Source organism: Nonomuraea sp. NPDC048892 (genome assembly GCF_040649735.1).
Lineage (GTDB): Bacteria > Actinomycetota > Actinomycetes > Streptosporangiales > Streptosporangiaceae > Nonomuraea > Nonomuraea maheshkhaliensis.
In genome coordinates this window covers 379,525-404,388 of record NZ_JBEZFZ010000007.1, presented here as the reverse complement: position 1 = coordinate 404,388, position 24,864 = coordinate 379,525, and the positions used below count along the sequence as shown (strand labels likewise).

General features: G+C 72.2%; 20 protein-coding genes. All 20 read right to left on the bottom strand.

All coding sequences use genetic code 11. The annotated features are described in order from the left end of the window. Nucleotides 1-384 precede the first annotated feature (384 nt). Nucleotides 385-2,211 (bottom strand): transcription antitermination factor NusB, encoded by a 1,827-nt coding sequence (locus tag AB0C28_RS25940; protein ID WP_358077992.1) that lies wholly within the window; start codon nucleotides 2,209-2,211, stop codon nucleotides 385-387. An 82-nt stretch (nucleotides 2,212-2,293) separates the two neighbouring features. Then, entirely contained in the window at nucleotides 2,294-3,220 is a 927-nt protein-coding gene (gene fmt / locus AB0C28_RS25935; RefSeq protein WP_358077989.1) for a methionyl-tRNA formyltransferase, read from the bottom strand. Nucleotides 3,221-3,224: 4 nt separating this feature from the next. Continuing rightward, nucleotides 3,225-3,773, bottom strand: coding sequence for a peptide deformylase (def, locus tag AB0C28_RS25930; RefSeq protein ID WP_106244554.1), 549 nt, complete (start codon nucleotides 3,771-3,773; stop codon nucleotides 3,225-3,227). Between the two features lie 94 nt (nucleotides 3,774-3,867). Further along, a complete protein-coding gene (locus tag AB0C28_RS25925) occupies nucleotides 3,868-5,220 on the bottom strand; it encodes a hypothetical protein (protein ID WP_357852163.1) in 1,353 nt (450 codons plus the stop codon). Between the two features lie 37 nt (nucleotides 5,221-5,257). Next, a complete protein-coding gene (locus AB0C28_RS25920; RefSeq protein WP_358077986.1) occupies nucleotides 5,258-6,721 on the bottom strand; it encodes a hypothetical protein in 1,464 nt (487 codons plus the stop codon). Nucleotides 6,722-6,771: 50 nt separating this feature from the next. Further along, nucleotides 6,772-9,108 carry a primosome assembly protein PriA gene (locus AB0C28_RS25915; RefSeq protein WP_358078127.1) on the bottom strand — a complete coding sequence of 779 codons (2,337 nt, stop codon included), beginning with the start codon at nucleotides 9,106-9,108 and terminating at the stop codon, nucleotides 6,772-6,774. Between the two features lie 564 nt (nucleotides 9,109-9,672). Next, nucleotides 9,673-10,860, bottom strand: a complete 1,188-nt coding sequence (gene metK, locus AB0C28_RS25910; protein ID WP_358077983.1) for a methionine adenosyltransferase — start codon at nucleotides 10,858-10,860, stop codon at nucleotides 9,673-9,675. A 128-nt stretch (nucleotides 10,861-10,988) separates the two neighbouring features. Further along, nucleotides 10,989-11,231: a hypothetical protein gene (locus AB0C28_RS25905; protein WP_357852155.1), complete on the bottom strand. Its 243-nt coding sequence runs from the start codon at nucleotides 11,229-11,231 to the stop codon at nucleotides 10,989-10,991. A gap of 248 nt (nucleotides 11,232-11,479) precedes the next feature. After that, nucleotides 11,480-12,847, bottom strand: coding sequence for a bifunctional phosphopantothenoylcysteine decarboxylase/phosphopantothenate--cysteine ligase CoaBC (gene coaBC, locus AB0C28_RS25900; protein ID WP_358077980.1), 1,368 nt, complete (start codon nucleotides 12,845-12,847; stop codon nucleotides 11,480-11,482). An 8-nt stretch (nucleotides 12,848-12,855) separates the two neighbouring features. Beyond that, nucleotides 12,856-13,125, bottom strand: a complete 270-nt coding sequence (gene rpoZ / locus AB0C28_RS25895) for a DNA-directed RNA polymerase subunit omega (RefSeq protein WP_043638590.1) — start codon at nucleotides 13,123-13,125, stop codon at nucleotides 12,856-12,858. Nucleotides 13,126-13,129: 4 nt separating this feature from the next. Beyond that, nucleotides 13,130-13,717, bottom strand: coding sequence for a guanylate kinase (gene gmk, locus AB0C28_RS25890; RefSeq protein ID WP_357852490.1), 588 nt, complete (start codon nucleotides 13,715-13,717; stop codon nucleotides 13,130-13,132). Nucleotides 13,718-13,838: 121 nt separating this feature from the next. Beyond that, nucleotides 13,839-14,162 carry an integration host factor, actinobacterial type gene (gene mihF, locus AB0C28_RS25885; RefSeq protein WP_020541698.1) on the bottom strand — a complete coding sequence of 108 codons (324 nt, stop codon included), beginning with the start codon at nucleotides 14,160-14,162 and terminating at the stop codon, nucleotides 13,839-13,841. A gap of 555 nt (nucleotides 14,163-14,717) precedes the next feature. Next, nucleotides 14,718-15,410 (bottom strand): orotidine-5'-phosphate decarboxylase, encoded by a 693-nt coding sequence (gene pyrF / locus AB0C28_RS25880; protein ID WP_358077977.1) that lies wholly within the window; start codon nucleotides 15,408-15,410, stop codon nucleotides 14,718-14,720. Nucleotides 15,411-15,476: 66 nt separating this feature from the next. Further along, nucleotides 15,477-16,454 (bottom strand): dihydroorotate dehydrogenase, encoded by a 978-nt coding sequence (locus AB0C28_RS25875; RefSeq protein ID WP_106244887.1) that lies wholly within the window; start codon nucleotides 16,452-16,454, stop codon nucleotides 15,477-15,479. Further along, nucleotides 16,444-17,295 carry a dihydroorotate dehydrogenase electron transfer subunit gene (locus AB0C28_RS25870; RefSeq protein WP_245956052.1) on the bottom strand — a complete coding sequence of 284 codons (852 nt, stop codon included), beginning with the start codon at nucleotides 17,293-17,295 and terminating at the stop codon, nucleotides 16,444-16,446. Before AB0C28_RS25870 ends, AB0C28_RS25875 begins: the two co-directional genes overlap by 11 nt. A gap of 38 nt (nucleotides 17,296-17,333) precedes the next feature. Continuing rightward, the gene (gene carB / locus AB0C28_RS25865; protein WP_357852145.1) at nucleotides 17,334-20,621 is read right to left on the bottom strand and encodes a carbamoyl-phosphate synthase large subunit; all 3,288 of its coding nucleotides are present in this window, start codon (nucleotides 20,619-20,621) and stop codon (nucleotides 17,334-17,336) included. A gap of 3 nt (nucleotides 20,622-20,624) precedes the next feature. Further along, entirely contained in the window at nucleotides 20,625-21,773 is a 1,149-nt protein-coding gene (gene carA / locus AB0C28_RS25860; RefSeq protein WP_358077974.1) for a glutamine-hydrolyzing carbamoyl-phosphate synthase small subunit, read from the bottom strand. Beyond that, nucleotides 21,770-23,062, bottom strand: coding sequence for a dihydroorotase (locus AB0C28_RS25855; protein WP_357852139.1), 1,293 nt, complete (start codon nucleotides 23,060-23,062; stop codon nucleotides 21,770-21,772). The genes carA and AB0C28_RS25855 overlap by 4 nt, the downstream gene beginning before the upstream one ends. After that, entirely contained in the window at nucleotides 23,059-23,976 is a 918-nt protein-coding gene (locus AB0C28_RS25850) for an aspartate carbamoyltransferase catalytic subunit (RefSeq protein ID WP_357852136.1), read from the bottom strand. The genes AB0C28_RS25855 and AB0C28_RS25850 overlap by 4 nt, the downstream gene beginning before the upstream one ends. After that, nucleotides 23,973-24,602, bottom strand: coding sequence for a bifunctional pyr operon transcriptional regulator/uracil phosphoribosyltransferase PyrR (pyrR, locus tag AB0C28_RS25845; protein ID WP_357852133.1), 630 nt, complete (start codon nucleotides 24,600-24,602; stop codon nucleotides 23,973-23,975). The genes AB0C28_RS25850 and pyrR overlap by 4 nt, the downstream gene beginning before the upstream one ends. Between the last annotated feature and the right edge of the window lie 262 nt (nucleotides 24,603-24,864).

The following is a 24,864-nucleotide window of genomic DNA, read 5'->3' as shown; positions in this document are numbered from 1 at the left end:
ACCACGCCAGACAACGCACCCACCGATCACAACCCCGCACCGCTGCCCGTCATCCGCCCACCGAACCCTGACACGATCCCACCCCGACACCCCCACCCCACGCGACGGTCACCCAAGCCGCATCCCACACCCGGCGTCGAGTCACGGCACGTCCGGTCAACTGATCCACCAACGGTCCCAGCCCGGCACTTCGCCCCCACCCTCGCCAGCACGCACGTCCTCGCGCGTCAGCCAAGCACAGCCGACACCAACGTCCCGCACGCCTGGAGTCGCGCCCCTGTCTCCGCCCCAGCACCTCTGGCCCGAACCGATGGGGTGCTCGATCGTGTCGCTCCGGAACGGCCGCCTGTGTTCCCTCGTTGGGACGGCGGCTATGAGGATGGGTTAGGGGCGTTTGCGCAGGAGGGCCAGGAACATGGCGTCGGTGCCGTGGCGGTGGGGCCAGAACTGGGCGTGCGGCCCGTCGCCGAGCCTGTCCACCTCGGGCAGGTAAGCGCGGGCGTCGAGCTGTTCGACATCGTCTCTGCGGGCCAGGACGTCGCCGATCACGACCCGGGTCTCGGCCAGGTGCGGGGAGCAGGTGACGTACGCGACGACACCGCCTGGGCGCACCGCGTCGAGCGCCGTCTGAAGCAGGCTCCGCTGCAGCTTGCCCAGGTCGGCGATGCCGGCGGGGTCGCGGCGCCAGCGCGCCTCGGGCCGCCGCCGCAGCGCGCCGAGCCCGGTGCAGGGGGCGTCGAGCATGACCCGGTCGAACACGCCGGGCCGCCACGCGGGCTCGGTGCCGTCGGCGGTGACGACCGTCGCGTCCCTGGTCGTCTCCCACACCAGCCGCGCCCGGTGATACTGCACGTCAGCAGCCAGCACCCGCGCCCCACCGGGAAACGCCTCTCCCAGCCCCTCACCCGAACCCGAACCAACGCCCTCATCCGAACCTGAGCCAACGCCCGAACTCGTGCCAACGCCCGAGCCAGAGCCCACGCCCGAAGCCGAGCCAACACCCGTACCGGAGTCCACGCCCGAACCCGCGCCGGCGCCATCCTCCGTGCGCGCGGCATCGCCAACGCGGGACTCGGCGTCCAGGCCGGCCAGGTCGCCGTGGACGGCGATGGCGTCCAGGAGGCCGGCCTTGCCTCCGGGGCCGGCGCACATGTCGAGCCACACCTCGTCGCCGTCCCCGTCGAGCGGCACCCTGGTCAGGGCGAGCGCGACCAGCTGGCTGGCCTCGTCCTGGACGGCGGCGCGGGTCTCGGCCACCGCCTCGATCTGACCGGGGTCGCCTTCGCGCAGGTAGGCGGCGTACGGCGAGTAGCGCCCAGGCAGGGCGCCCGAATCTTCGAGCTCCGCCACCGAGCTGCGCCCCGGCCGCGCCACGAGCGTCACCAGGGGCCTGGCGTTGTCGGCGGCGAGCAGGTCGGCCAGTTCGTCACCGGGACCCAGCACGTCGCGGAAGGCGGAGACGATCCACCGGGGATGGCCGTGGGCGACGGCGAGGTGGCCGACGGGGTCGTCGGACGGGTCGGGCGCGACGATGGGTATCCATTCCTCGATCGTCCTCGACGCGATCTTGCGCAGCACCGCGTTGACGAACTTGGCCGCCCCCTGGCCGATGCGCAGGCGTACGAGGTCGACGGTGGTGCCGACTGCGGCGTGCGGCGGGACGCGCATGCGCAGGAGCTGGTGGGCGCCGAGCCGCAGCGCGTCGCGCACGTCGGGGTCGGGCTCGCGGTCGCTGCACATCTCGATGACCGCGTCGTAGGTGCCGAGCCCGCGCAGCGTCCCGTAGGCGAGCTCGGTCGCCAGCGCGGCGTCGCGCCCCTTGATGCCGCGCTCGCGCAGGAGGCGCGGCAGGAGCAGGTTGGCGTACGCGTCACGCTCGTCGACGGCGCGCACGACGTCGAAGGCGGCGTTGCGTGCCGGGTCACGGGCGGGCCTGCGCTGCCGTCCCGCGCGGTCCCCCCCGCCACCCGAACCGCCGCTCCTGCCGCCACCCGTGTTGCCGCGCCTGTCGCCGCCCGTATTGCCGCTCGTGTTGCCGCTCCTGCCACCGCCCGAACCACCGCCCGAGCCACTGCTCCTGCCGCCGCCCGAGCCGCTGCTTCTGCCGCCACCCGTATAGCCGCCTCGGCCGCCGCCGGAGCCGCCGCCACCCGTGTAGCCGCCACCGGACCCGCCCGTGCCGCCGGATCCCTGGCTCCCCCTGGCCCTCATCACGTCGAACTCTCATCCAGGCCCGGACGGGCGGCCATCCGGACGCGTACGGCCCGCTTCCAGCGCAGAGCAGCGGGCTCGATCACGTGAAGCTCTCCTTGGCCTCCGGGCGGACCCCGCGGGCCCACTCGCCGGCCTGCATCACCCGCTTGCCCTGCGGTTGCACCTCGCCCAGCAGCAGCGCGTCGGTGGCGGTGCCGACCAGCACGGTCGTCTTGGTGGCGACGATCTCGCCCGGCGCCGAGCGCTCGCCCTCGGCCACCCGCGCCGCCCCCAGCTTGACCCGCTGGCCGCGGAACTCCGTCCACGCCCCCGGGCCGGGCGTGCAGGCCCGGATGAGCCGGTCGATGTGCATGGCGGGCTTGGTCCAGTCGACGCGGGCGTCCGCGACGGAGATCTTGGGCGCGATGGTGACGCCGTCGGCCGGTTGCGGCCTGGCCTCCAAGGTGCCGTCCTCGACGCCGTCGAGGGTGGCGGCGAGCAGCCCGGCCCCGGAGATCGACAGCCGCTCCAGGAGGGTCCCGCTGGTGTCGGACGCGCGGATCTCCTCGGTCACCACGCCGTAGACCGGCCCGGCGTCCAGCTCTTTGACGATCTGGAACGTGCTCGCCCCGGTGATCTCGTCGCCGTGCAGGATCGCGTGTTGCACGGGGGCGGCTCCGCGCCAGGCGGGCAGGATCGAGAAGTGCAGGTTGATCCAGCCGTGCCGGGGCACGTCGAGCGCCACCTGCGGCAGCAGCGCGCCGTAGGCCACGACGGGGCAGCAGTCGGGCGCGAGCTCGCGCAGCCGGTCGAGGAAGGCCGGGTCGCCGGCCTTCTGCGGGCGCAGCACCTCGATGCCCGCCTCTTCGGCGAGCTCCGCCACCGGCGACGGATGGACCTTGCGCCCCCGGCCGGACTGGGCGTCGGGACGGGTGACGACGGCCACGACGTCGTGCCGGGGCGAGTCGATCAGGGTGCGCAGTGACGGCAGCGCCGTCTCGGGCGTGCCCGCGAAGACCAGGCGCATGCTCTCAGAGTGCCTTTCCGCCGGTGGCGTGGGGCGACATCCTGATGACGGGGGCGGCCAGGCCGCTCCACTCCGCCTCGCGCACGGCCTTCATGGCCAGCTTGCGCTGCTTGGGGTCCATCCGGTCGATGAACAGGATGCCGTCGAGGTGGTCGGTCTCGTGCTGGAAGCACCGGGCCATCAGGTCGGTGCCCTCCAGCATGACGGGCTCGCCGTGCATGTTGAAGCCCTTGGCCACGGCGCGGACGGCGCGCGGCGTCGGGAACGACAGGCCGGGGAAGGACAGGCAGCCCTCCTCGCCCTCCTCGTCGCACTCGTCGGACAGGTCGAGGTCGGGGTTGATCAGGTGGCCGACCTGGTCGTCGACGTAGTAGGTGAACACGCGCAGCCCGACGCCGATCTGCGGGGCGGCGAGGCCGGCGCCCGGTGCGTCCATCATCGTGTCGGTGAGGTCTTTGACCAGCTTGCGGAGCTCCTTGTCGAAGTCGGCGACGGGGGTCGCCGGGGTGCGCAGCACCGGGTCTCCGAACAGCCGGATGGGCTGGATCGCCAAGGGGTCACTCCGTTTCTCGGTACGCGGGACCAGGTCAGTTTAGTGCAGCCACCGGCCCCGGCCCGCCGTCCTCACAGTGCCGGCGCGGACCCCGCTACCGGCCCTGGCCCGCCGACCCCGAGTGGGTGTGGGCCAGCGAGCGGGCCTTCATCGCGGCCTTGCGCGCGGCCTTCACCACGGCCTGGTCGTCGTGGGCCGTGGCGAGCATGTCGAGGACGGCGATCGTGTCGGGATGGCCGACCGCGGGCATCTCGCGTACGAGCTTGATCAGGTCTTCGCCCGGCTCAGGCGGGTCGAGCCGGCCCGCGGCGGGCGCCGACAGGTGCATGAGCGCCGCCAGCGAGTCGACCGCGATCCAGGTGTGGTCGTCGGAGCTCAGCGTGGGGGCGGGGAGGTCGCGGATGTGCAGCCAGGAGGCGGCGTAGCGGCGCATCAGCGGGTGGTCGAGCGCCTCCCGGACGGGAGCCTCGGCCTCGGGGCCGAGCTCCTCCAGGATGGCGCCGACGGCGCCGCGCTGGCCCGCCGTGCCGGACTTGGCGATCTCGATCAGGTCGCGGGCGGCCGACTCGGGCGCGCGCCGCTCCAGCCACCCGGCCACCGCGCTCTGCGTGGCGCTGCCCTTGACCAGCGCCTCCACCAGCTCGGCCGCCGACAGGTCGGCGAACACCTCCACCTCGGCCGCGGTCGGCGCGTCGTGCCCCTCGCGCAGCAGGTCGCGGCGGACGGCCCAGACGCCGAGCGGGGTGAGCGCGGTGCGACCGGCGGGGGTCTGCTCGACCAGGCCGCAGTAGGTCAGCAGCGACAGCGCCTCCAGCAGCTCCGCGGGCAGCGCGGCGGCGATCCTGCGCATCTCGACCGGGCCGGGCGCGCAGGCGACCTCGTGGGACTGCAGGATGCCCCGCGCGAGGTTGGCGGTGGCCACGCCGGAGCGTACGGAGTAGATCGTGGCCAGCATCTCGGCCAGGTGGCCGTCGACCACGGCCGAGCCGGTCAGGCCGTCGTCGGCGCGGTCGAGCACGTCCATCACCACGCCGTCCCAGAACTCCAGCGTGGCCTCCACCGTGAGCTGCATCGACAGCGGCCCGCGCGAGGCACGGCCGCCGAGGATCTGCAGCAGCCCGGTGTTGACGGCGACGATCCAGATGAGGCGCAGCCGCCCGGCCGGCAGGCCGAGGTCATCGGCCGCGGCGGCCGCGTCGGCCTCGCTCAGGTGCCCCTCGGGGCTCACCTGGCGGTTGCCCGTCCAGGAGGTGAGCCTGATCGCGTCGGCGACGAGCGGCACCGAGGGCACCGCTTTGGCCAGCTCCGCGTCGGGTGCGAGGAGGACCGGCGGGAACGTCAGCGCCTCGTGCTCCACGGGAGTCTCCTCAGGGGGCCGTGGCGGCACGGCGGCCTGCTCATCGATCAGCTTGCGCAGCTCGGCGAGGTCGAAGACATTGTTTGCCACCCACGAAACTTACTGCACACCGGTCACATGAGCGTACTCAACGGATGGCGCGGGAGCGGGCTTTGAACGCCGCCTTACGCGCCGCCTTGGCCACCGTTCCGTCGGGGATCGAGCGTCCGAGCAGTTCGAGGACGTCGACGACGTCTGGGTGGTCGACCCGCCACATCTCCTCGATGAGATGGGCGGGAGGACCGGAGGCCGCCATGTTCTCGGCGAAGATCTCGGGCTCCTCCTCGGCCGCGGGCATCGCCAGGGCCAGCATGTCGACACTGACCCAGAGCAGCTCCTCCTGGGTGAGCTGTGGCGCGGGCAGGCCGCGCGCGGCCAGCCAGTGGATGGCGTGCGGCCGCAGCTCCTGGTCCTCCAGGTAGTCGCGGATCCGGGCCTCGGCCTCGGCGCCGAGCCGGTCGACGATGGTGATGGCGATGCCGCGGGCCACGGCGGGCGCGCCGGAGGCGGCGGCGAGCAGCTCGGCGGCGGCCTCTCCTGGCACCCGGCCGGACAGCCAGCGGTCGATGTCGGCCTCGGCCAGCTCGGTCGGCACGCCTTCGAGCAGCCCTTCGATGAGCCCGTGCGCGTCGGCCTCGGCCAGGTCGGGGGCCTGGGGAGCCTCGACGCCGAGCGAGAGGTAGTGCTCGCGCAGCGCCCAGACGCCGAGCGGCGTGAGCTCCGCGGTGTCGCCGGAGACCTGAAGCATGCCGCTCCACTCCAGCCGGCCGAGCACGGTGTCGAGGTCGGCGCCGCCGGCGATCTCGTCGAGGTAGTCGCCGACCACGGTGACGGGCACCCGCACCTGGAGGCGGTAGAGCATGTCGAACAGGTCATAGAGGCTCTCGTCGAGCTCCGCCGAGCCGGTGACGGCGCCGCCGGTGTCCTGTTCGAGCAGGCGGGCGACGCGGGCCGCCCAGGCGTCGAGCGGGTCGTCGCCGCCGGGCAGCGGCTCCTCGGCCAGCATCGGCACGTCCGCCAGCGCGGCGCGCAGCTCGTCGGGCTCGGCCAGCCGTACGGCGGGCAGCGGGGTGCAGCCGGGACAGTCGCAGGGCGCCTCGCCCAGGTCGGGCAGCTCACCCGAGGGAATGGCGACCGACTGCTCGAGCGACTCGGGGCCGATGGAGCTGAACAGGCTCTTGGCCATGCCGAAGTTCGCCTCGTCGGCGAGGGCGCCTGGCATGCGGGTCGCGATGTCGTCGAGCCGCTCGCGCATGAGCGTCACGGTGGCCGCGCTCACGTGGCCCGCCTCGCTCAGGTAGGCGACGAGCGTGCGGGCGGCGGCGACGGTCTCGGGCGCGCTCTCCGGCGGGGCGATGACCTTGCGCGGGTAGATGGACAGCAGCAACTCGTCGAAGGTCTCGGGAGTGAAGTCGCCCAGTTCGTTGACGTTGAGGTAGTCGCTGGCGTAGTCGCAGAGCAGGCGGACCTCGTCCGCGTCCACTTCGACTTCCCGCGCCCGCCCCCAAGCACGCAGGTCGTCGATGGCCTGGTTCACCCATTCGATCGACACAGGGGCACGCTAACGGCTACCCAACGGTATGAGCGAATCGGGGAAACGGTCTAAATCAGGTCGAGCGGGTCGACACTCACCCTCACGACATCAGGCGTCTTACGCGCCGCACGCACCCCAATGGCCCCTTTGAGCGCGGCGGACAGGGCGGCTCCGCCCCCTCTGCGTACCCGGATCATGGCGCGTTCCTGGCCGGCCTCGTCCACCGGCACGGGGCCGAGCACCTGGGCGTCGGGCGGCAGGCGTACCTCGTCGAGCATCTGCCTGACCGCGCTGGCCACGCCGGTGAGCGTGGCCATCCGCACCGCCGGCGGGAAGCCCAGCTCGGCACGGTCGCCGAGCTCGCGCTCGGCGTGGGTGACCGGATCCCACCGCAGCAGCGCCTGTACGGCGGGCAGCGCGGCGTCGCCGAGCACCACCAGCTCGGCGGCGGGGCGCAGGAGGGCCGCGGCGTTCATCCACCTTCGTACGGTCTCCTCCCCCGCCCGCAGGTCGGCCCGCCCGAGCAGCGCCCACCCGTCGAGCAGCACGGCCGCCGCGTAACCGCCGTCCGCCACCGGCTCGGCGCCGGGGGTGGAGACGACCAGCGCGCGGGTGCCCGGCACGGTGGCCAGCACGCCGTCACGGCCGGACGTGCGCACCGGCACGGACGGGAAGGCCCGGCCGAGCTCCTCCGCCGTGCGCCTGGCCCCCGTGACCACCGCACGCAGCCGCGGGCTGCCGCAGGAGGCGCAGCGCCAGTCCGCGTCCACCCGGCCGCACCAGCGGCAGTACGGCGCCGCGTGGCCGCCCCTGAGCGCGAGCGGGCCGTGGCACAGCGGCCCCGCCTCGGCCAGCGGCACCTCCGCCTGGGGCGCGGCCGTCCTGGTGGGCGGCAGGGCGCAGCGGGCCGGGGTACGGCAGTGCTGGCAGGCCAGGGAGGGCAGATAGCCGCGCCTGGGCACCTGGACGAGCACGGGGCCGCGCTCCAGCCCGTGACGCAGGGCCCGCCAGGCGATGCTCGGCAGCCGGGCCTGCCTGGCCGCCTGGTCCTTGGCCAGCTCGGCGTCCTCGCCGGTCGGGTGCACGCGCGGGGCCAGGCTCCTGATCGTCGTACGGGCGGCCACGATCGGCCTGGCCCAGCCGCCGGCCACGAGCTGGGTGGCCTCGGCGGTACGGGCGTAGCCGCCGATCAGCATCCCCGCACCCGTCCTGTGGGCACGCAGCCCGAGCACCTCGCGGGCGTGCGGGTAGGGGGCCAGGCGCTCGGCGTGCAGGTCGTCTCCGTCGTCCCAGATGGCGACCAGGCCGAGCCCGGCGACGGGGGCGAACATGGCGGCCCTGGTGCCGACGACGGCGCGCACCTGGCCTCTCAGGACCTTCAGCCACCGCCGGTACCGTTCCGCCGGACCCAGGTCGGCCGTCAGCGCCACATGCCTGCCCGGGCCGAGCAGGCGGGCGAACTCGGCGTCGGCCAGCGCCACGTCCTTGCCGTCTGGGACTACGACGACCGCTCCCCTGCCGCCGTCGAGCGTGGCCCGCACGGCCTCGGCCACGGGACCCGCCCAGCCCTTCGCGCCGGGCAGCGCCGACCAGACGGCTCGGGGCGTGCGGCCGTCACGCAGCGCGTCGAGGAACGAGGCCCCGGCCGGGTACGCGTCCCAGGCACTCGGCCCGGCCCCCACCGGCGCGTTCGGGATGGCCGCCGGCTCGGGGATCGACGATTCCGGCGTCGTCGCGGGCTCCGGCTGGCCGGGCGATCCCGGCTCCTCGGAGGCCGTCTTGGGGGGCTGGACCGCCTTGGGAGCCTCTCGGGGGACCTCCATCGCGGGCCGAGCCTCCTTGAGGGCCTCTCTGGCGCCCTCCTTGGCGGGCCGAGCCTCCTCGGGCGCCTTTCCTGCGGCCTCCTCGGCGGCTTTTCCGGCGGCCTCCTCGGTGGGCTGAGCCTCCTTGGGAGCCTCTCCGGCTGCCTCCTCGGCGGGCTGCGTCTCCTTGGGGAGTTCCTTGGGGGCCTCCGCCTCGGCCTTGGCGTGGCGGGGTGGGACGGCCAGGCGGAGGACGTCGGTCAGGGTGCCCGCGTACCGGTCGGCGACCGCCCTGGCCAGCCCTGCGATCTCGGGGGTGAGCACCCGCTCGGGCGACACCACCCGTTCCAGCGGGGTGAGCTTGCCCTCGTGATCGCTCGCCGCCACTCGTTCCAGCAGGAACCCGTCCACGAGCTTGCCCGCGAACCGCACCCGCACGCGCACGCCCGGCTGGGCCGTCTCATGCAGTGAGGCGGGGATCAGGTAGTCGAAGAGCCGGTCGAGGTGCGGCAGCGGGCTGTCCACGGCGACCCGCGCCACGGGGTTGTCCGGAGCCGGGACGGGCGCCCCCTTGGTGTCCTTCGCCGACGTCACGGGCCGCACGGCTTCGAGCGGCAGGAGGGCGTCGTCGGAGGAGTGGGTCACGCATAACGTCTACCAGACCTCCACGCCCCGAATCGCCCACGCCCCATCGGCCACCCGACCGCCCAGCGGCAAGCCAACCCGGCACCACGGGCACGCACCTCGGACGCGCCGACCCAGCACGATGACGACACCCCGGCACCGACCGGCATCGGCCCCGGCGCGGCGTGGCAGGACACATCGACTCCACAGCACGACACCCACACGGGCACGTCCACCACCCACGCGCTGACCCCGCCCCGCGCGACGACCCCGGGCCGCACAACCGCGCCAATCCACCGGAACACACAAGGCCGAGCGGGCATGACGCCCGTCGAGTGCGTCAGTCCCTACGGACGTCACCACGCCGGTCCGCACGGCGGGCCAGGTCATGGGGACGTGCGCCGACGACCGGTGCCACCCCTGAGGGCGGCGCCGGTCGTCGGCGAGAAGCCTGGAGCGCCCGCAGCGCAAGTCAGGCCGGGCTGCGGCGGTCAGCCCGCAGCGCAAGTCAGCCCGCAGCGCAAAGTCACGCCGCGGTGGGTGTCAGAGGCCGGCGGCGGTGCGCAGGGCCTCGGCGCGGTCGGTGGACTCCCAGGAGAAGCCCTCACGGCCGAAGTGGCCGTAGGCGGCGGTCTCCGAGTAGATCGGCCGCAGCAGGTCGAGGTCGCGGATGATCGCGGCCGGACGCAGGTCGAACACCTGCAGCACCGCGGCCTGGATCTTCTCCACTTCGATCTTCTCGGTGCCGAAGCACTCGACGAACAGACCCACCGGCTGCGCCTTGCCGATCGCGTACGCCACCTGCACCTCGCACCGGTCGGCGAGCCCGGCCGCGACGACGTTCTTGGCGACCCAGCGCATGGCGTAGGCGGCCGAGCGGTCGACCTTGGACGGGTCCTTGCCGGAGAAGGCGCCGCCACCGTGGCGGGCCATGCCGCCGTAGGTGTCGATGATGATCTTGCGGCCGGTGAGGCCGGCGTCGCCCATCGGCCCGCCGATCTCGAAGCGCCCGGTCGGGTTGACCAGCAGCCGGTAGCCCTCGGTGTCGATCTCGACGTCCTTGAGCACGGGGTCGACCACGTGCTCCTTGATGTCGGGCGTCAGCATCTCCTTGAGGTCGATCTCGGCGGCGTGCTGCGTGGAGACGACCACGGTGTCGAGGCGGACCGGCGTGTCGCCGTCGTACTCGATGGTGACCTGGGTCTTGCCGTCGGGGCGCAGGTAGGGGACCGTGCCGGACTTGCGCACCGCGGACAGGCGCTGGGCCAGCCGGTGGGCGAGCGTGATCGGCAGCGGCATCAGCTCGGGGGTCTCGCGGCAGGCGTAGCCGAACATGAGGCCCTGGTCGCCGGCGCCCTGGCGGTCGAGCTCGTCGTCGTCGCCGCCCACGCGGTGCTCGTAGGCGTCGTCGACGCCCTGGGCGATGTCGGGCGACTGCGCGCCGATGGACACCGACACACCGCAGGAGGCGCCGTCGAAGCCCTTGTGCGAGGCGTCGTAGCCGATCTCGAGGATCTTCTCCCTGATGACGCCGGGGATGTCGACGTAGGTCTCGGTCGTGACCTCGCCTGCGACGTGGACCTGGCCGGTAGTGATCAGAGTCTCGACGGCGACACGGCTCTTGGGGTCGTCCTTCAGCATGGTGTCGAGAATCGCGTCACTGATCTGGTCAGCGATCTTGTCCGGGTGGCCCTCGGTGACCGACTCGGAGGTGAACAGGCGACGTGACAACTCAGTGGCTCCTCATGCAGCGGCTGCTGACGTATGTAAGGCCCGGGGCGCATGAGCATGCCTGGGCCTCGCCGAAGTCTAGCCCTACCCGGCGCCAGGTCGCGAAACCGTCCACCATCTGACCGCCGTCACAGTTCGGGCAGCGGATCGGGCGGGAGGGTCTCCGGCGCGAACATCTCCGCGTCGGCGGCCGACACCACGGCGGCGTACTCCTCGTCGAACTCGAACACCATCGACCCCAGCTCGATCACGTGGCCGGGCAGGATGGGCCCGAGCCTGGTGTCGCGCGGGAACTCCGCGAACACCGACACGGGCCGATCGGAGCGCAGTGTCCTGGTGGCCAGGACGGATATGGCGGAACTGGTGACCACGATGAGGAAATTCCCCGTTCCCTCCGCGCCTGAGCAGAAGGCAGGGAAGACGTAGTGAATCTCCCCTTGGTCTCCGAGCAGCGTCCTACAACGATCCCTGACAGCGGAACCAACCGGCATTCCATCCCCCTTCGACCTAAGTATCCGCAGGCGTCTGGGGGTGTTGCAACAGGTGATCGAGTAATTGGTTATGAACGCTTTGTACGACAGATGGGCGTCGTGTCCAGTATGCGGGGTTTGGGGGTGTTTCAGGGGAGACGAGCGGCCACGAGGTCCCAGACCACGTCGGCCAGGTCCTCCTTGGGCCCGAACGGCACCTCGACCGCCTCGCCGCCCGCCACCAGCACGGTGGCCGCGTTGCCGGCGGTGCCGAAGGCCAGCCCCTCCCCCACCTGGTTGACGACCAGGAGGTCACATCCCTTGCGGGCGAGCTTGGCCTGCCCGTTGGCGAGCACGTCGTGCGTCTCGGCCGCGAACCCGACGATGACCCGCGGCAGCACCGCGCCCGGGCGCTCGGACCCGTTCCCGGCCGCCGTCGCCACGTCCTGACGCCCACGCGTGCCGCCTCCGACCGGCACCGCGCCCCCGCGTTCCCGCGGCTCCGCACCCACCGCGAGGCCCCCGTCCGCGAGGCCCCCGTCCGCGAGCCCCCCGTCCGCGAGGCCGCCGTCCGCCAGCGCGGCGCGGCGGCGCTCGCCGAGCTCGGCGAGGATGTCGGGGTTCTTGACCAGCCGGATCGCCTCGGGCTCGCCTTCGGTCTTCTTGATCTTGGCGTCGTGGCGCGTCTCGGGACGGAAGTCGGCGACCGCGGCGGCCATGACCACCACGTCGGCATCGGCGGAGGCGGCCAGCACGGCCTCGCGCAGCTGCGCCGTGGACTCGACCCGCACCATCGCGGCCCCCGCGGGGTCGGGGAGCGTGACGTTGGCCGCGACCAGCGTCACCTCGGCACCCCTGGCGGCGGCGGTCCTGGCGAGGGCGTAACCCTGCAGCCCGGTGGAGCGGTTGCCGATGAAGCGGACGGGGTCGATGGCCTCGCGGGTGCCGCCCGCGGAGACGACGACCTTGCGCCCGGCCAGGTCACGGGGCCGGCCGCGGAGCACGCGCAGGCACACCTGGAAGATCTCGGCCGGGTCGGGCAGCCGCCCTGGCCCGGTATCGGCGCCGGTGAGCCGGCCGACCGCCGGGTCGATCACGACGGCCCCGCGCGAGCGGAGCGTCGCGACGTTGGCGCGGGTGGCGGCGTGCTGCCACATCTCGGTGTGCATCGCGGGCGCGAAGACGACCGGGCACGTGGCCGTGAGCAGCGTGTTGGTCAGCAGGTCGCCGGCCAGCCCGTGGGCGGCCCTGGCCAGCACGTCGGCCGTCGCCGGCGCCACCACGACGAGGTCGGCCCCCTTGCCGATCCGCACGTGGGGCACCTCGTGGACGTCGTCCCACACCTCCGCCGACACGGGGTTGCCCGACAGGGCGGCCCAGGTGGGCGCGCCCACGAACTTCAAGGCTTCGCGGGTCGGGACGACCCGCACCTCGTGGCCGGACTCGGTGAACAGGCGTAGCAGCTCACACGCCTTGTACGCGGCGATGCCGCCGCTGACGCCCAGGACGACCTTCATCGAAGGGGTCAGACCGCGCCTTCGATGGGCTCGGCGTTGAGCAGGCCCTCGGAGACCTCGCGCAGCGCGATGGACAGCGGCTTCTCCTGAGCGTGTGTCTCGACCAGCGGCCCGACGTATTCGAGCAGGCCCTCGCCGAGCTGGGAGTAGTAGGCGTTGATCTGGCGGGCGCGCTTGGCACCCATGATCACCAGGGAGTATTTGCTGTCGACGATGTCGAGCAGCGCGTCGATCGGCGGGTTGGTGATGCCCTCCGCGGCCGGGGTGGTGCCTGCCACGATGTCAGACCTCTCGGTTGGTGGTTGTCGTGACCCCCTGAGGGTCAGTCATCAAGGCTATCAGGCGATGACACACGTCTTGGACGCTCGTGTTGACCAAGGTGAGGTCGAACTCGTTCTCGGCGGCCATCTCGACCCGCCCGGCCTCCAGCCGGCGCGCGATGACGTCTTCGGGCTCGGTGCCGCGTCCGCGCAGCCGCTTCTCCAGCTCTTCCCAGCTGGGCGGGGCCAGGAAGACCAGCAGCGCCTCAGGCATGCTGGCCCGCACCTGGCGGGCGCCTTCGAGGTCGATCTCCAGCAGGGTCGGTACGCCGTCGGCGAGTTTCTTCAGCACCGGCTCGCGCGGCGTGCCGTAGCGGTTGCCGGCGAACTCCGCCCACTCCAGCAGTTCGCCGCTCTCGACCAGCCGGTCGAACTCCTCGCCGTCGACGAAGAAGTAGTGGACCCCGTTGACCTCGCCGGGCCGGGGCCTCCTGGTGGTCACCGAGACCGACAGCCACACCTCGGGGTGTGCCCGCCGGAGCTCGGCGACTACCGTGGACTTACCGACGCCCGACGGTCCGGACAGGACCGTCAGGCGCTTGTCTCTCAGGGGTGGGAAGCCGACCTCCGTTCCGGGTCCGACCGCCTCGTGGGCACTGACATCGCCGGACCAGGACCTGTCGGTCACTTCCTACCCCCCGTTGAACCCGCGCTTTCCTGTGGAACAGAGATTAGCTCTCGTTGCCACCGAACTCGCGCTCGAGGGAGGCCCTCTGGTTCGCACCGAGACCCCGCACGCGGCGGGACTCGGCGATGGCAAGCCGCTCCATGAGCTGCTTGGCGCGGACCTTGCCCACGCCGGGGAGCGATTCCAACAAAGCCGACACCTTCATCTTGCCGATGACGTCGTCGGTCTGCCCATCCTTGAGCACCTCAGCCAGAGAAACCGCGCCATGCTTGAGCCGGTTCTTGACCTCGGCACGCTCTTTACGGGCCTTGGCAGCCTTCTCCAGGGCTGCGGCGCGCTGCTCAGGGGTCAGGGGAGGAAGAGCCACGCCGGGTCACCTCGAATTTCTGTCGATGTACTCGGACGGGAAGGGAAACTAGCTGGTCATCGCCCCCTAAGCAACGTCAAGAGCGGTTTCTCTCCCCACAAAATCCACTTCATCACTCTCCGTAAGCGTAAAATCACCTTCTGCTGATCAAATCGCCCTCACATCCGCCTTCACGCGTCGGCTCGCGCCGATGTCGCGAAACGCAACGATGATCGCCTTTCCGACACCGGCCGATGTCCGAAACCCGGCCCGCACCAGGGCCGAAACCAGATCGTCCAAGGGTGCGCGGCGGCCTGCACGGATGCATTATGATCTTGTGAGCGGCGCGTCGCGGGCGTGTCGCACGCGGCGCCGCGTCACGGTGCCCGCGCGCGACCGTACGCCACCACACCGTGTCGCGGCGTTCACCGTGCGTCCGGCCACCCGCCTCGGCGCACTGGGACGTTCACCGCACGGCCGGCCGCTCGCCACGCCCCCCTCGTGGCGACGCGCACCGGAGTCGGCGGATCGCCAGGAGGCGCCGCGTCAGACAGGCGGCGTCAGACAGGCGGCGTGTCAGGAGGCGCGGCGCAGGGAGGCGGCGATGGCGGCGGCGGCCGCGCCCGGGTCCGGCGAGCCCGTGATCGGCCGTCCGATGACGAGCAGGTCCGCCCCGTCGGCCAGGGCCTGCTCCGGCGTGGCCACGCGCATCTGGTCCTGCGTGGCGGCCCCGACGGGGCGCACGCCGGGCGTGATGAGCGTGATCCCGTTCCCGACCTCCGCCCGTACGGCGGAGACCTCGTTGGGCGAGCACACCAGGGCCGTCGCGCCCGCCTCGACCGACAGCGCTGCCAATCGGCGTACGGCGTCCTCGGCGGGGCCGGTCAGCCCGATGCGCTCCAGGTCGCCCTCCGTCAGCGAGGTCAGGATGGTCACGGCGGCGATCTGGGTGTGCGGGGCGAACTCGACGGCGGCCCTGATCATGGCGGGCCCGCCGGCGGCGTGCACCGTAAGGATCGAAGGCCGCAGCCGGGCCACGGCACGCGCGGCGCCGGCCACGGTGTTGGGGATGTCGTGCAGCTTGAGGTCGAGGAACACGCGCACGCCGCTGGCCCCCCGCACGGAGGCGATCACGTCGGGGCCGTAGCGCAGGTAGAGCTCCAGGCCCACCTTGACCGTGCTGACGTGGGGGGTGACCAGGGAGGCCCAGCGGGCGGCGGTCTCCAGGTCGGGGGCGTCGAGAGCGACGGCGATGGGTGCGGTGGTCAAGACGTGCTCTCCTGGCGTTCGGTGATCAATGCGTGCTCCCTGATGAGAGGCCCCGGCGTGCGGGGGTCAAGGCGTGCTCTCCTCGGTGTCGACCAGCAGGTGCCGGGGCGCGCTGCCCGGCGGGCGGTGCGCCAGGCCGACGGCGTCGGCCAGCCGCTGGAAGCCGCGGGCCCGCAGCAGGTCCTCAAGCTCACGCTCGATGCGCAGGCAGGCGTAGGGGTCGTGGAACAGCGCGGTGCCGACTCCGACCGCGCAGGCGCCGGCCAGGACCAGCTGGAAGGCGTCCCTGCCGCTCATCACGCCGCCGATGCCGATCAGCGGCACCCCGGGCAGGGCGGCGTGCACCTGCCACACGCACCGTACGGCCAGCGGCAGGATGGCCGGCCCCGACAGCCCGCCGGTGACGGCGGCGAGCGAGGGCCGCAGCGCCTCGGTGTCGATGGCCATGCCGAGCGGGTTGTTGATCATGGACAGGGCGTCGGCCCCGGCGTCCACGCAGGCGCGGGCGACGGAGACGATGTCGGCCACGTCGGGCGCGAGCTTGGCGACGACGGGCACGTCGTAGCGCATGATGGAGCGTACGGAGGCGATGACCTCGGCGGCGGCGCTGCCCTCGCGGGCGAAGACACGCCCGCGGTCCTCCATGTTGGGGCAGGAGAGGTTGACCTCCAGCGCGGTCACCCCGGGCGCGTCGGCGAGCCTGCGGGCCAGCTCGGAGTATTCGGCGACGGTGCCGCCGCCGATGGAGACGATGGTCTTGATGCCGCGCTGGGCCAGCCAGGGCAGCTCGCGTTCGAGGAACGCGTCGATGCCAGGGCCCTGCAGCCCGACGGCGTTGAGCATGCCGGAGGGCGTCTCGGCCATGCGCGGCGTGGGCCGGCCCGCGCGCGGCGCCATGGTGATCGAGCGGGTGGTCAGGGCGCCGAGCCGGTGCAGGTCGAAGAACTGGGCCAGCTCGCGCCCCGAGGAGGCGCAGCCGGCGGCCGTGGTGATGGGGTTCGCCAGCTCCACGTGCGCCAGAAAAGTCCGCATATCAACTGACATGTCGTGCACCGCCTCCGGGGGCGCCGAGCGCGTCGAACGGGATCGTTCCCACGTCCTCGAAGCGCACCCGCTCCCCCCGGAACACCGGCCCCTCCGCGCACGCCCTGACCATCCTGGTCGCCCCGTCGTCCCCGATGACGGGCAGCACGCACGTCATGCACACCCCGATGCCGCAGGCCATCGACTCCTCGACGGCCACCTGCACCGGGATGTCGAACTCCATCGCCACCGCCGTCACCGCCCGCAGCGTCGCCATGGGCGCGCAGGCGTAGACGGCGTCGGCCCGGGTGTCGGCGATCACCGCGGGCAGCGCGTCGGTGACCGTGCCGCGCAGCCCCAGCGAGCCGTCCTCGGTGGTCAGCGTGGTCGTCTCGGCCATCCTCCTGGCCCGCATCGCGCCGAACACCCGCTCGGCCCCGCTCCCGCCGAGCACGAAGTCGACCCGGCAGCCCCGCTCCAGCAGCGCGTCGGCCAGCGGGAAGAGCACGGCGGAGCCGTACTCGGAGCCGACCAGCACGCAGTGGACGGGGTCGCGCGGCAGCGGGAAGGGACGCCCGAGCGGCCCGACCAGGTCGAGCGTGTCACGGGCGCGCCGGTCGGCCAGCCAGGCCGTGCCGGGGCCGCGGGTGGTGAAGACGAGTTCGACCGTGCCGCCGTAGTCGGCCTTCACGTCGTGGATGGACAGCGCGCGGCGCGTCACCATCGACGTGTGGGCCCCTCCGACGGCCACGGAGACGAAGTGACCGGGACGGTAACGCTCGGCGATGCCGGGCGCCACCACCGTCAGCGCATGGTAGGCGTCGACCCGGCGCGTCGTCAGCACCGTGCCCGTCACCTGCACCGGTGTGCCGGCCAGTCGTCTTCACCTCCCGTGCGGGGTCAGCCCCGAAGTGCCTGAGCGTGCTCTTGCAGGGACCGTACGCCGATGTCGCCGCGCACGATCGCCTGGATGCCGGCCGCCGCGGCGGCGAGCCCCGAGACCGTGGTGATGCACGGGATGCCCCGCAGCACCGCGGCCGTGCGGATGTCGTAGCCGTCGAGGCGCGGCCCCGACTGCCCGGGACTGCCGAAGGGCGTGTTGACGATCAGGTCGACCTCGCCGTCCAGAATGGCCTGCACGCTCGTCGGCTCACCTCCTGGACCCGTCCCCTCGCTGTGCTTTCGCACGATCTTGGCATGGACGCCGTTGCGGCGCAGCACCTCGGCGGTGCCCTCGGTGGCGAGGATCTCGAACCCGAGATCCGCCAGTGCCTTCACAGGGAAGATCATCGCACGCTTGTCCCTGTTGGCCACGGATACGAACGCGCGTCCCTTGATCGGAAGCCGGCCGTAGGCGGCCGCCTGGGACTTGGCGAACGCGATCCCGAAGAACTCGTCGATGCCCATGACCTCGCCGGTCGAGCGCATCTCGGGCCCGAGCACGGTGTCGACGCCGCGGAACCGGTTGAACGGCAGCACGGCCTCCTTGACCGCGATGGAGGCGTCGAGCGGCAGCGTGCCCCCGTCGCCGTCGGCGGGCAGCATGCCCTCCTCGCGCAGGGAGGCGATCGACGCGCCGAGCATCACCCGGGCCGCCGCCTTGGCCAGCGGCACTGCCGTGGCCTTGGACACGAACGGCACCGTACGGCTGGCGCGCGGGTTGGCCTCCAGGACGTACAGGACGCCCGCCGACATGGCGTACTGGACGTTGAGCAGCCCGCGCACGCCCACCCCGGCGGCGATGGCCTCGGTGGCGGCGCGGATGGCCTTGATGTCGGCGCTGCCGAGCGTGATGGGCGGCAGGGCACAGGCGGAGTCGCCGGAGTGGATGCCGGCCTCCTCGATGTGCTCCATGACGCCGCCCAGGTAGAGCTCGGTGCCGTCGTAGAGGGCGTCCACGTCGATCTCGATGGCCTCGTCGAGGAACTTGTCGACCAGCACCGGGTGGCCGCCCTCCTGGGCCGCCATGTAGGTGGTGAGCGTCTCCTCGTCGTACACGATGGCCATGCCGGCCCCGCCGAGCACGTAGGAGGGGCGGACGAGCACGGGGTAGCCGATCTCGGCGGCGATCTCGCGGGCCTCGCCGACGGTCACGGCGGTGCCGTGCTTGGGGGCGGGCAGGCCCGCCTCGGCCAGCACCCGCCCGAACGCGCCGCGCTCCTCGGCCAGGTGGATCGACTCGGGCGAGGTGCCGACGACGGGCACGCCCGCGTCCTTCAGCGCCTGCGCCAGGCCCAGCGGCGTCTGCCCGCCGAGCTGCACGATCACGCCGGCGACCGGGCCTGTCTGCTGCTCGGCGTGCACGACCTCCAGGACGTCCTCCAGCGTGAGCGGCTCGAAGTAGAGCCGGTCGGAGGTGTCGTAGTCGGTCGAGACGGTCTCGGGGTTGCAGTTGACCATGACGGTCTCGAACCCGGCCCGCGACAGCTCGAACGAGGCGTGCACGCAGGCGTAGTCGAACTCGATGCCCTGCCCGATGCGGTTGGGCCCGGAGCCGAGGATGATGACCTTCTGCCGGTCGCCGCCGGGGACCTCGTTCTCCTCGTCGTAGGTGGAGTAGAGATAGGGCGTCTTGGCGGCGAACTCGGCCGCGCACGTGTCGACGGTGTTGTAGACGGGACGCAGCCCGAGCGCGTGCCGCAGGTCGCGCACCCTGGCCTCGTCGATGCCGCGCAGCTCGCCGATCTGCACGTCGCTGAACCCGAGGTGCTTGGCCCGCTCCAGCACCTCGGCGGTCAGCTCGTCGGCCGCGGCCACGGCCCCGGCCTCCTCGTCGAGCAGGAAGAGCTGGTCGATGAACCACGGGTCGACGCTGGTGGCCGCGAACAGCTCATCGGGCGTGGCGCCGGCCCTGATGGCCTGCTGCATCGTGCGCAGCCGCCCGTCGTGCGGGGTCCTGCACGCCTCCAGCAGCTCGTCCTTGGGCGCCACGTCGCCGGTCCAGGAGAAGGAGGAGTCCTTCTTCTCCATCGAGCGCAGCGCCTTCTGCAGCGCCTCGGGGAAGGAGCGGCCGATGGCCATGGCCTCGCCGACGGACTTCATGTGCGTGGTGAGCGTCTGGTCGGCGCCCCTGAACTTCTCGAACGCGAAGCGGGGCACCTTCACCACGATGTAGTCGAGCGTCGGCTCGAAGGAGGCCGGCGTCTCCTTGGTGATGTCGTTGGGGATCTCGTCGAGGGTGTAGCCGATGGCCAGCTTGGCCGCGATCTTCGCGATCGGGAAGCCGGTGGCCTTGGAGGCCAGCGCGGAGGAGCGGGACACGCGCGGGTTCATCTCGATGACGATCATGCGGCCGGTGCGCGGGTCCACCGCGAACTGGATGTTGCAGCCGCCGGTGTCGACGCCGACCTCGCGGATGACGGCGATGGCGACGTCGCGCATGTTCTGGTATTCGCGGTCGGTCAGGGTCAGCGCGGGCGCGACGGTGACGCTGTCGCCGGTGTGGACGCCCATCGGGTCGATGTTCTCGATGGAGCAGACGATGACGACGTTGTCGGCCTTGTCGCGCATGACCTCCAGCTCATATTCCTTCCAGCCGAGGATCGACTCCTCCAGGAGCACCTCGGTGGTCGGGGAGGCGTCGAGCCCGGCGCCCGCGATGCGCCGCAGGCCCTCCTCGTCGTAGGCGAACCCGGAGCCGGCCCCGCCCATGGTGAACGAGGGCCGCACGACCACGGGGTAGCCCAGCCCGGCCGCGGCGGCCAGGCACTCGTCCATGGTGTGGCAGATGACGGACTTGGCCGACTCGGCGTTGAGCCCGTGCTCGCGGGCGACCTTGGCGACGATCTCCTTGAACAGCTCGCGGTTCTCGCCCGCCTGGATGGCGTCGAAGTCGGCGCCGATGAGCTCGACCTCGTACTTGTCCAGCACGCCCGACTCGTGCAGGGCCACGGCGGTGTTGAGCGCGGTCTGGCCGCCCAGCGTGGGCAGCAGCGCGTCGGGGCGCTCCTTGGCGATGATCTTCTCGACGAACTCGGGGGTGATCGGCTCGACGTACGTGGCGTCGGCGAACTCGGGGTCCGTCATGATCGTCGCCGGGTTGCTGTTGACCAGGACGACGCGGAAGCCCTCGTCGCGCAGCACGCGGCACGCCTGGGTGCCGGAGTAGTCGAACTCGCACGCCTGCCCGATCACGATCGGCCCCGAGCCGATGACCAGGACGGACCTGATGTCCTCACGCTTGGGCACGGCTCAAGACCTCACAGAACTGGTCGGAATCGGATGCGCCGCGGCCTCGCCCCGGGCGGAGGCCATCACCGCGCAGAACTCGTCGAAGAGGTAGGCGGCGTCGTGGGGGCCGGCGGCGGCCTCGGGGTGGTATTGGACGCTGAAAGCCCGCCCGCTGAGCAGGCGCAGCCCCTCCACGCAGCGGTCGTTGAGGTTGACGTGGCTGACCTCGGCCGGCCCGTACGGGGTCTCGAACGGCCCGTCGAGCGGCGCCTCCACCGCGAACCCGTGGTTGTGCGCCGAGATCTCCACCTTGCCGGTCCGCACGTCCTGGACGGGCTGGTTGACACCCCGGTGGCCGTAGCGAAGCTTGTACGTCGAAAGCCCGAGCGCCCGCCCGAACAGCTGGTTGCCGAAGCAGATGCCGAAGAACGGCACCCCGGCCTCCAGCACCTTCCGCAGGGCGGTGACGTCGGCCGTGGCCGGGTCGCCCGGCCCGTTGGACAGGAACACGCCGTCGGGCGAGACGGCCATGATCTGCTCGAACGTGGCGCCGGCGGGCAGCACGTGCACCTCGCAGCCGCGCTCGGCCATCCGGTGCGGCGTCATGCCCTTGATGCCCAGATCGACGGCGGCGACGGTGAAGCGCCTCTCGCCGACGGCGGGGACCACGTAGGTCTCCTCGGTGGCGACCTCGCCGGCCAGGTCGGCGCCCTCCATGCGGGGCGACTCGCGGACCAGCTCGACCAGCTCCTCGACCGGCGCCGAGGGCGCGCTGAAGATGCCGGCCCGCATGGCGCCGCGCTCGCGCAGGTGGCGGGTGAGCGCGCGGGTGCCGGGGATCGCGATGCCGACGACGCCCTGCTCCTTGAGGTAGTCGTCGAGCGAACGGTTGGCGCGCCAGTTGGAGACGACGCGGGACGGCTCGCGCACGACGTAGCCGGCCACCCAGACGCGGCCCGACTCGGGGTCCTCGTCGTTGACGCCGGTGTTGCCGATGTGCGGGGCCGTCATGGCGACGATCTGCCGGTGGTAGGAGGGGTCGGTCAGGGTCTCCTGGTAGCCGGTCATGCCGGTGTTGAAGACCATCTCGCCGAACGTCTCGCCTTCGGCTCCGTACGGGGTTCCGTGGAAGACGCGGCCGTCTTCCAGGACGAGCAGCGCTGTGTTCAAACCAGCTTCCCTTCGAGAACGGTCGGCCTGCCGCGCAGGAACGTGGCCACCACCCGGCCGGGCAGCGTCATCCCCTCGTAGGGGGTGTTCCTGCTCTTGGAGGCAAAGGCTGCGGGGTCGACCTTCGTGCGTACGGACGGGTCGTAGACGGTGAGGTTGGCGGGCGCGCCCACCTCGATCGGGCGGCCGTGGCCGCCGAGCCGGCCGATGCGGGCGGGAGCCGCGGACATGCGGTCGGCGACGCCCGCCCAGTCGAGCAGGCCCGTCTCGACCATGGCCTCCTGGACCACGCTGAGCGCGGTCTCCAGGCCGACCATGCCCATGGCCGCGGCCGACCACTCGGTCTCCTTGTCCTCGACCGGGTGGGGCGCGTGGTCGGTGGCCACGACGTCGATCGTGCCGTCGGCCAGCGCGGCGCGCAGCGCCTCGACGTCGGCGCGGGTGCGCAGCGGCGGGTTGACCTTGTAGATCGGGTTGTACGCGCCCACCGGCGACTCCTCGACGAGGTCGTCGGTGAGCAGCAGGTGGTGCGGGGTGACCTCGGCCGTGACGTTCCAGCCCTTGGACTTGGCCCAGCGCAGGATCTCGACGGAACCGGCCGTGGAGACGTGGCAGACGTGCAGCCGGGAGCCGACGTGGGCGGCCAGGAGGCAGTCGCGGGCGATGATCGCCTCTTCGGCCACGGCGGGCCAGCCGGTCAGGCCGAGCCGGCCGGACACGACGCCCTCGTTCATCTGGGCGCCGGAGGTGAGCCTGGGCTCCTGGGCGTGCTGGGCGATGACCCCGTCGAACGCCTTGACGTATTCGAGGGCGCGGCGCATGAGCACGGCGTCGTCCACGCACTTGCCGTCGTCGGAGAAGACCCGCACGCGGGCGGCGGAGTCGGCCATCGCGCCCAGCTCGGCCAGCTGACTGCCCTCCAGGCCGACGGTGACGGCGCCGACCGGGTGCACGTCGCAGTGGGCGAACTCGCGGCCGAGCCGCCACACCTGCTCCACCACGCCGGCGGTGTCGGCGACGGGCGAGGTGTTGGCCATGGCGTGCACGGCGGTGTAGCCGCCGCGGGCGGCGGACTGGGTGCCGGTCTGGACGGTCTCGGCGTCCTCGCGGCCGGGCTCGCGCAGGTGGGTGTGCAGATCCACGAGGCCGGGCAGCACGATCGCGCCCTGGGCGTCCACGGTGTCGCCTGCCGTTCCGGCCGCGCCCGGCCCGATCTCGGCGATGACACCGCCGTCGATCCGGATGTCGACGGGCTCCCCGCCGAGGATCCTGACGTTCGCTATGTTCACGCGTTCTCTCCCCCGAGCAGCAGGTACAGGACGGCCATGCGGATGGTCACGCCGTTGGCGACCTGCTCGACGATCGTGGATCGGGCCGAGTCGGCCACCTCGGCCGCGATCTCCATGCCCCGGTTCATCGGCCCGGGGTGCATGACGATCGCGTCGTCGGGCATCTTGGCGAACCGGTCGCGGTCGAGGCCGTAGCGGCGGGAGTATTCGCGGGCGCTGGGGAAGTACGCGGCGTTCATCCGCTCCTTCTGCACCCGCAGCATCATCACCACGTCGGACTTGGGCAGCACGGCGTCGAAGTCGTAGGAGACCTCGCACGGCCAGGTGCCGATCGAGACCGGCAGCAGCGTGGGCGGCGCGACGAGGGTGACCTGGGCTCCGAGCGTGTGCAGCAGCAGCACGTTGGAGCGGGCGACGCGGCTGTGCAGCACGTCGCCGACGATGGTGACGTTGCGCCCTTCCAGGTTGCCCAGGCGGCGGCGCATGGAGAAGGCGTCGAGCAGCGCCTGCGTGGGGTGCTCGTGGGTGCCGTCGCCGGCGTTGACGACGCTGCCGTGCACCCAGTTGGCCAGGCGGTGCGGCGCGCCGGAGGCGCTGTGGCGGATGACGACCGCGTCGGCGCCCATGGCCTCCAGGGTGAGCGCGGTGTCCTTGAGCGACTCGCCCTTGGAGACGCTCGACCCCTTGGCGGAGAAGTTGATCACGTCGGCGGACATCCGCTTGGCCGCCGCCTCGAACGAGATCCTGGTGCGGGTGGAGTCCTCGAAGAACAGGTTGACCACCGTGCGCCCGCGCAGCGTCGGCAGTTTCTTGATGGAACGTTCCGAGACCCTCGCCAGCTCCTCGGCGGTGTCGAGGATGAGCAGGGCGTCGTCCTTGGCCAGGTCGCCGGCCGAGATGAGGTGCCGCTTCACTTGGTGTCCCCCTTCATGAGCAGGACGGCGTCGCGGCCGTCGATCTCGTTCAGGTAGACCTTGACCTTCTCGCTCTTGGCGGTGGGGAGGTTCTTCCCGACGTAGTCGGCGCGGATGGGCAGCTCACGGTGGCCGCGGTCGACCAGGGTGGCGAGCTGCACGGCGGTGGGGCGGCCGAGGTCGTTGAGCGCGTCGAGCGCGGCTCGCACGGTGCGGCCGGAGTAGAGGACGTCGTCGACGAGCACGACGACCCTGCCGTCGATGCCGTCGGGCGGCAACTCGGTGGGGCCGAGCGGGCGGACGGGGCCGCGCCGCAGGTCGTCGCGGTACATGGTGATGTCGATCGAGCCGATGGGGATCTTGCGGCCTTCGAACTGCTCGATGCGGTCGCCGAGCCGGCGGGCCAGCGTCGCGCCGCGCGTGGGGATGCCGAGCAGGACCACGTCGTCGGCGCCCTTGGTGCGTTCGAGGATCTCGTGCGCGATCCGGGTCAGCGCCCGGTGGATGTCGGGTGCCTCCAGCACGGCCCTTGAGTCGTGCCCGGGCTGTGGTGCGGAGGACGTCGCGCTGGAATCGGGTCCCCTGGAATCGGGCCCACTGGAATCGGGCCCTCTGGAATCGGACATGGCGAATCTCACCACCTTTCCCGCCTCACGGGACGGGTCTTAAAAGGGTGTCGGTCGGGACACACAGTACCAGGGGCTACCAGCCACGATGCGTGACCCCCGCCGCGCCCGCACGGGGAGCGAGCGTCCGGTCGCCGGTTCAGCCGATGGCCTCGACCAGGTAATTTCCCGGGCCGCCACGCTGGCGTCCTGGTGTCGGCGCGGCGCCGGCGGGGCAGGTCAGACGCGCGCGAGGCGGGGGCTGGCGCGTGATTTACGCCCT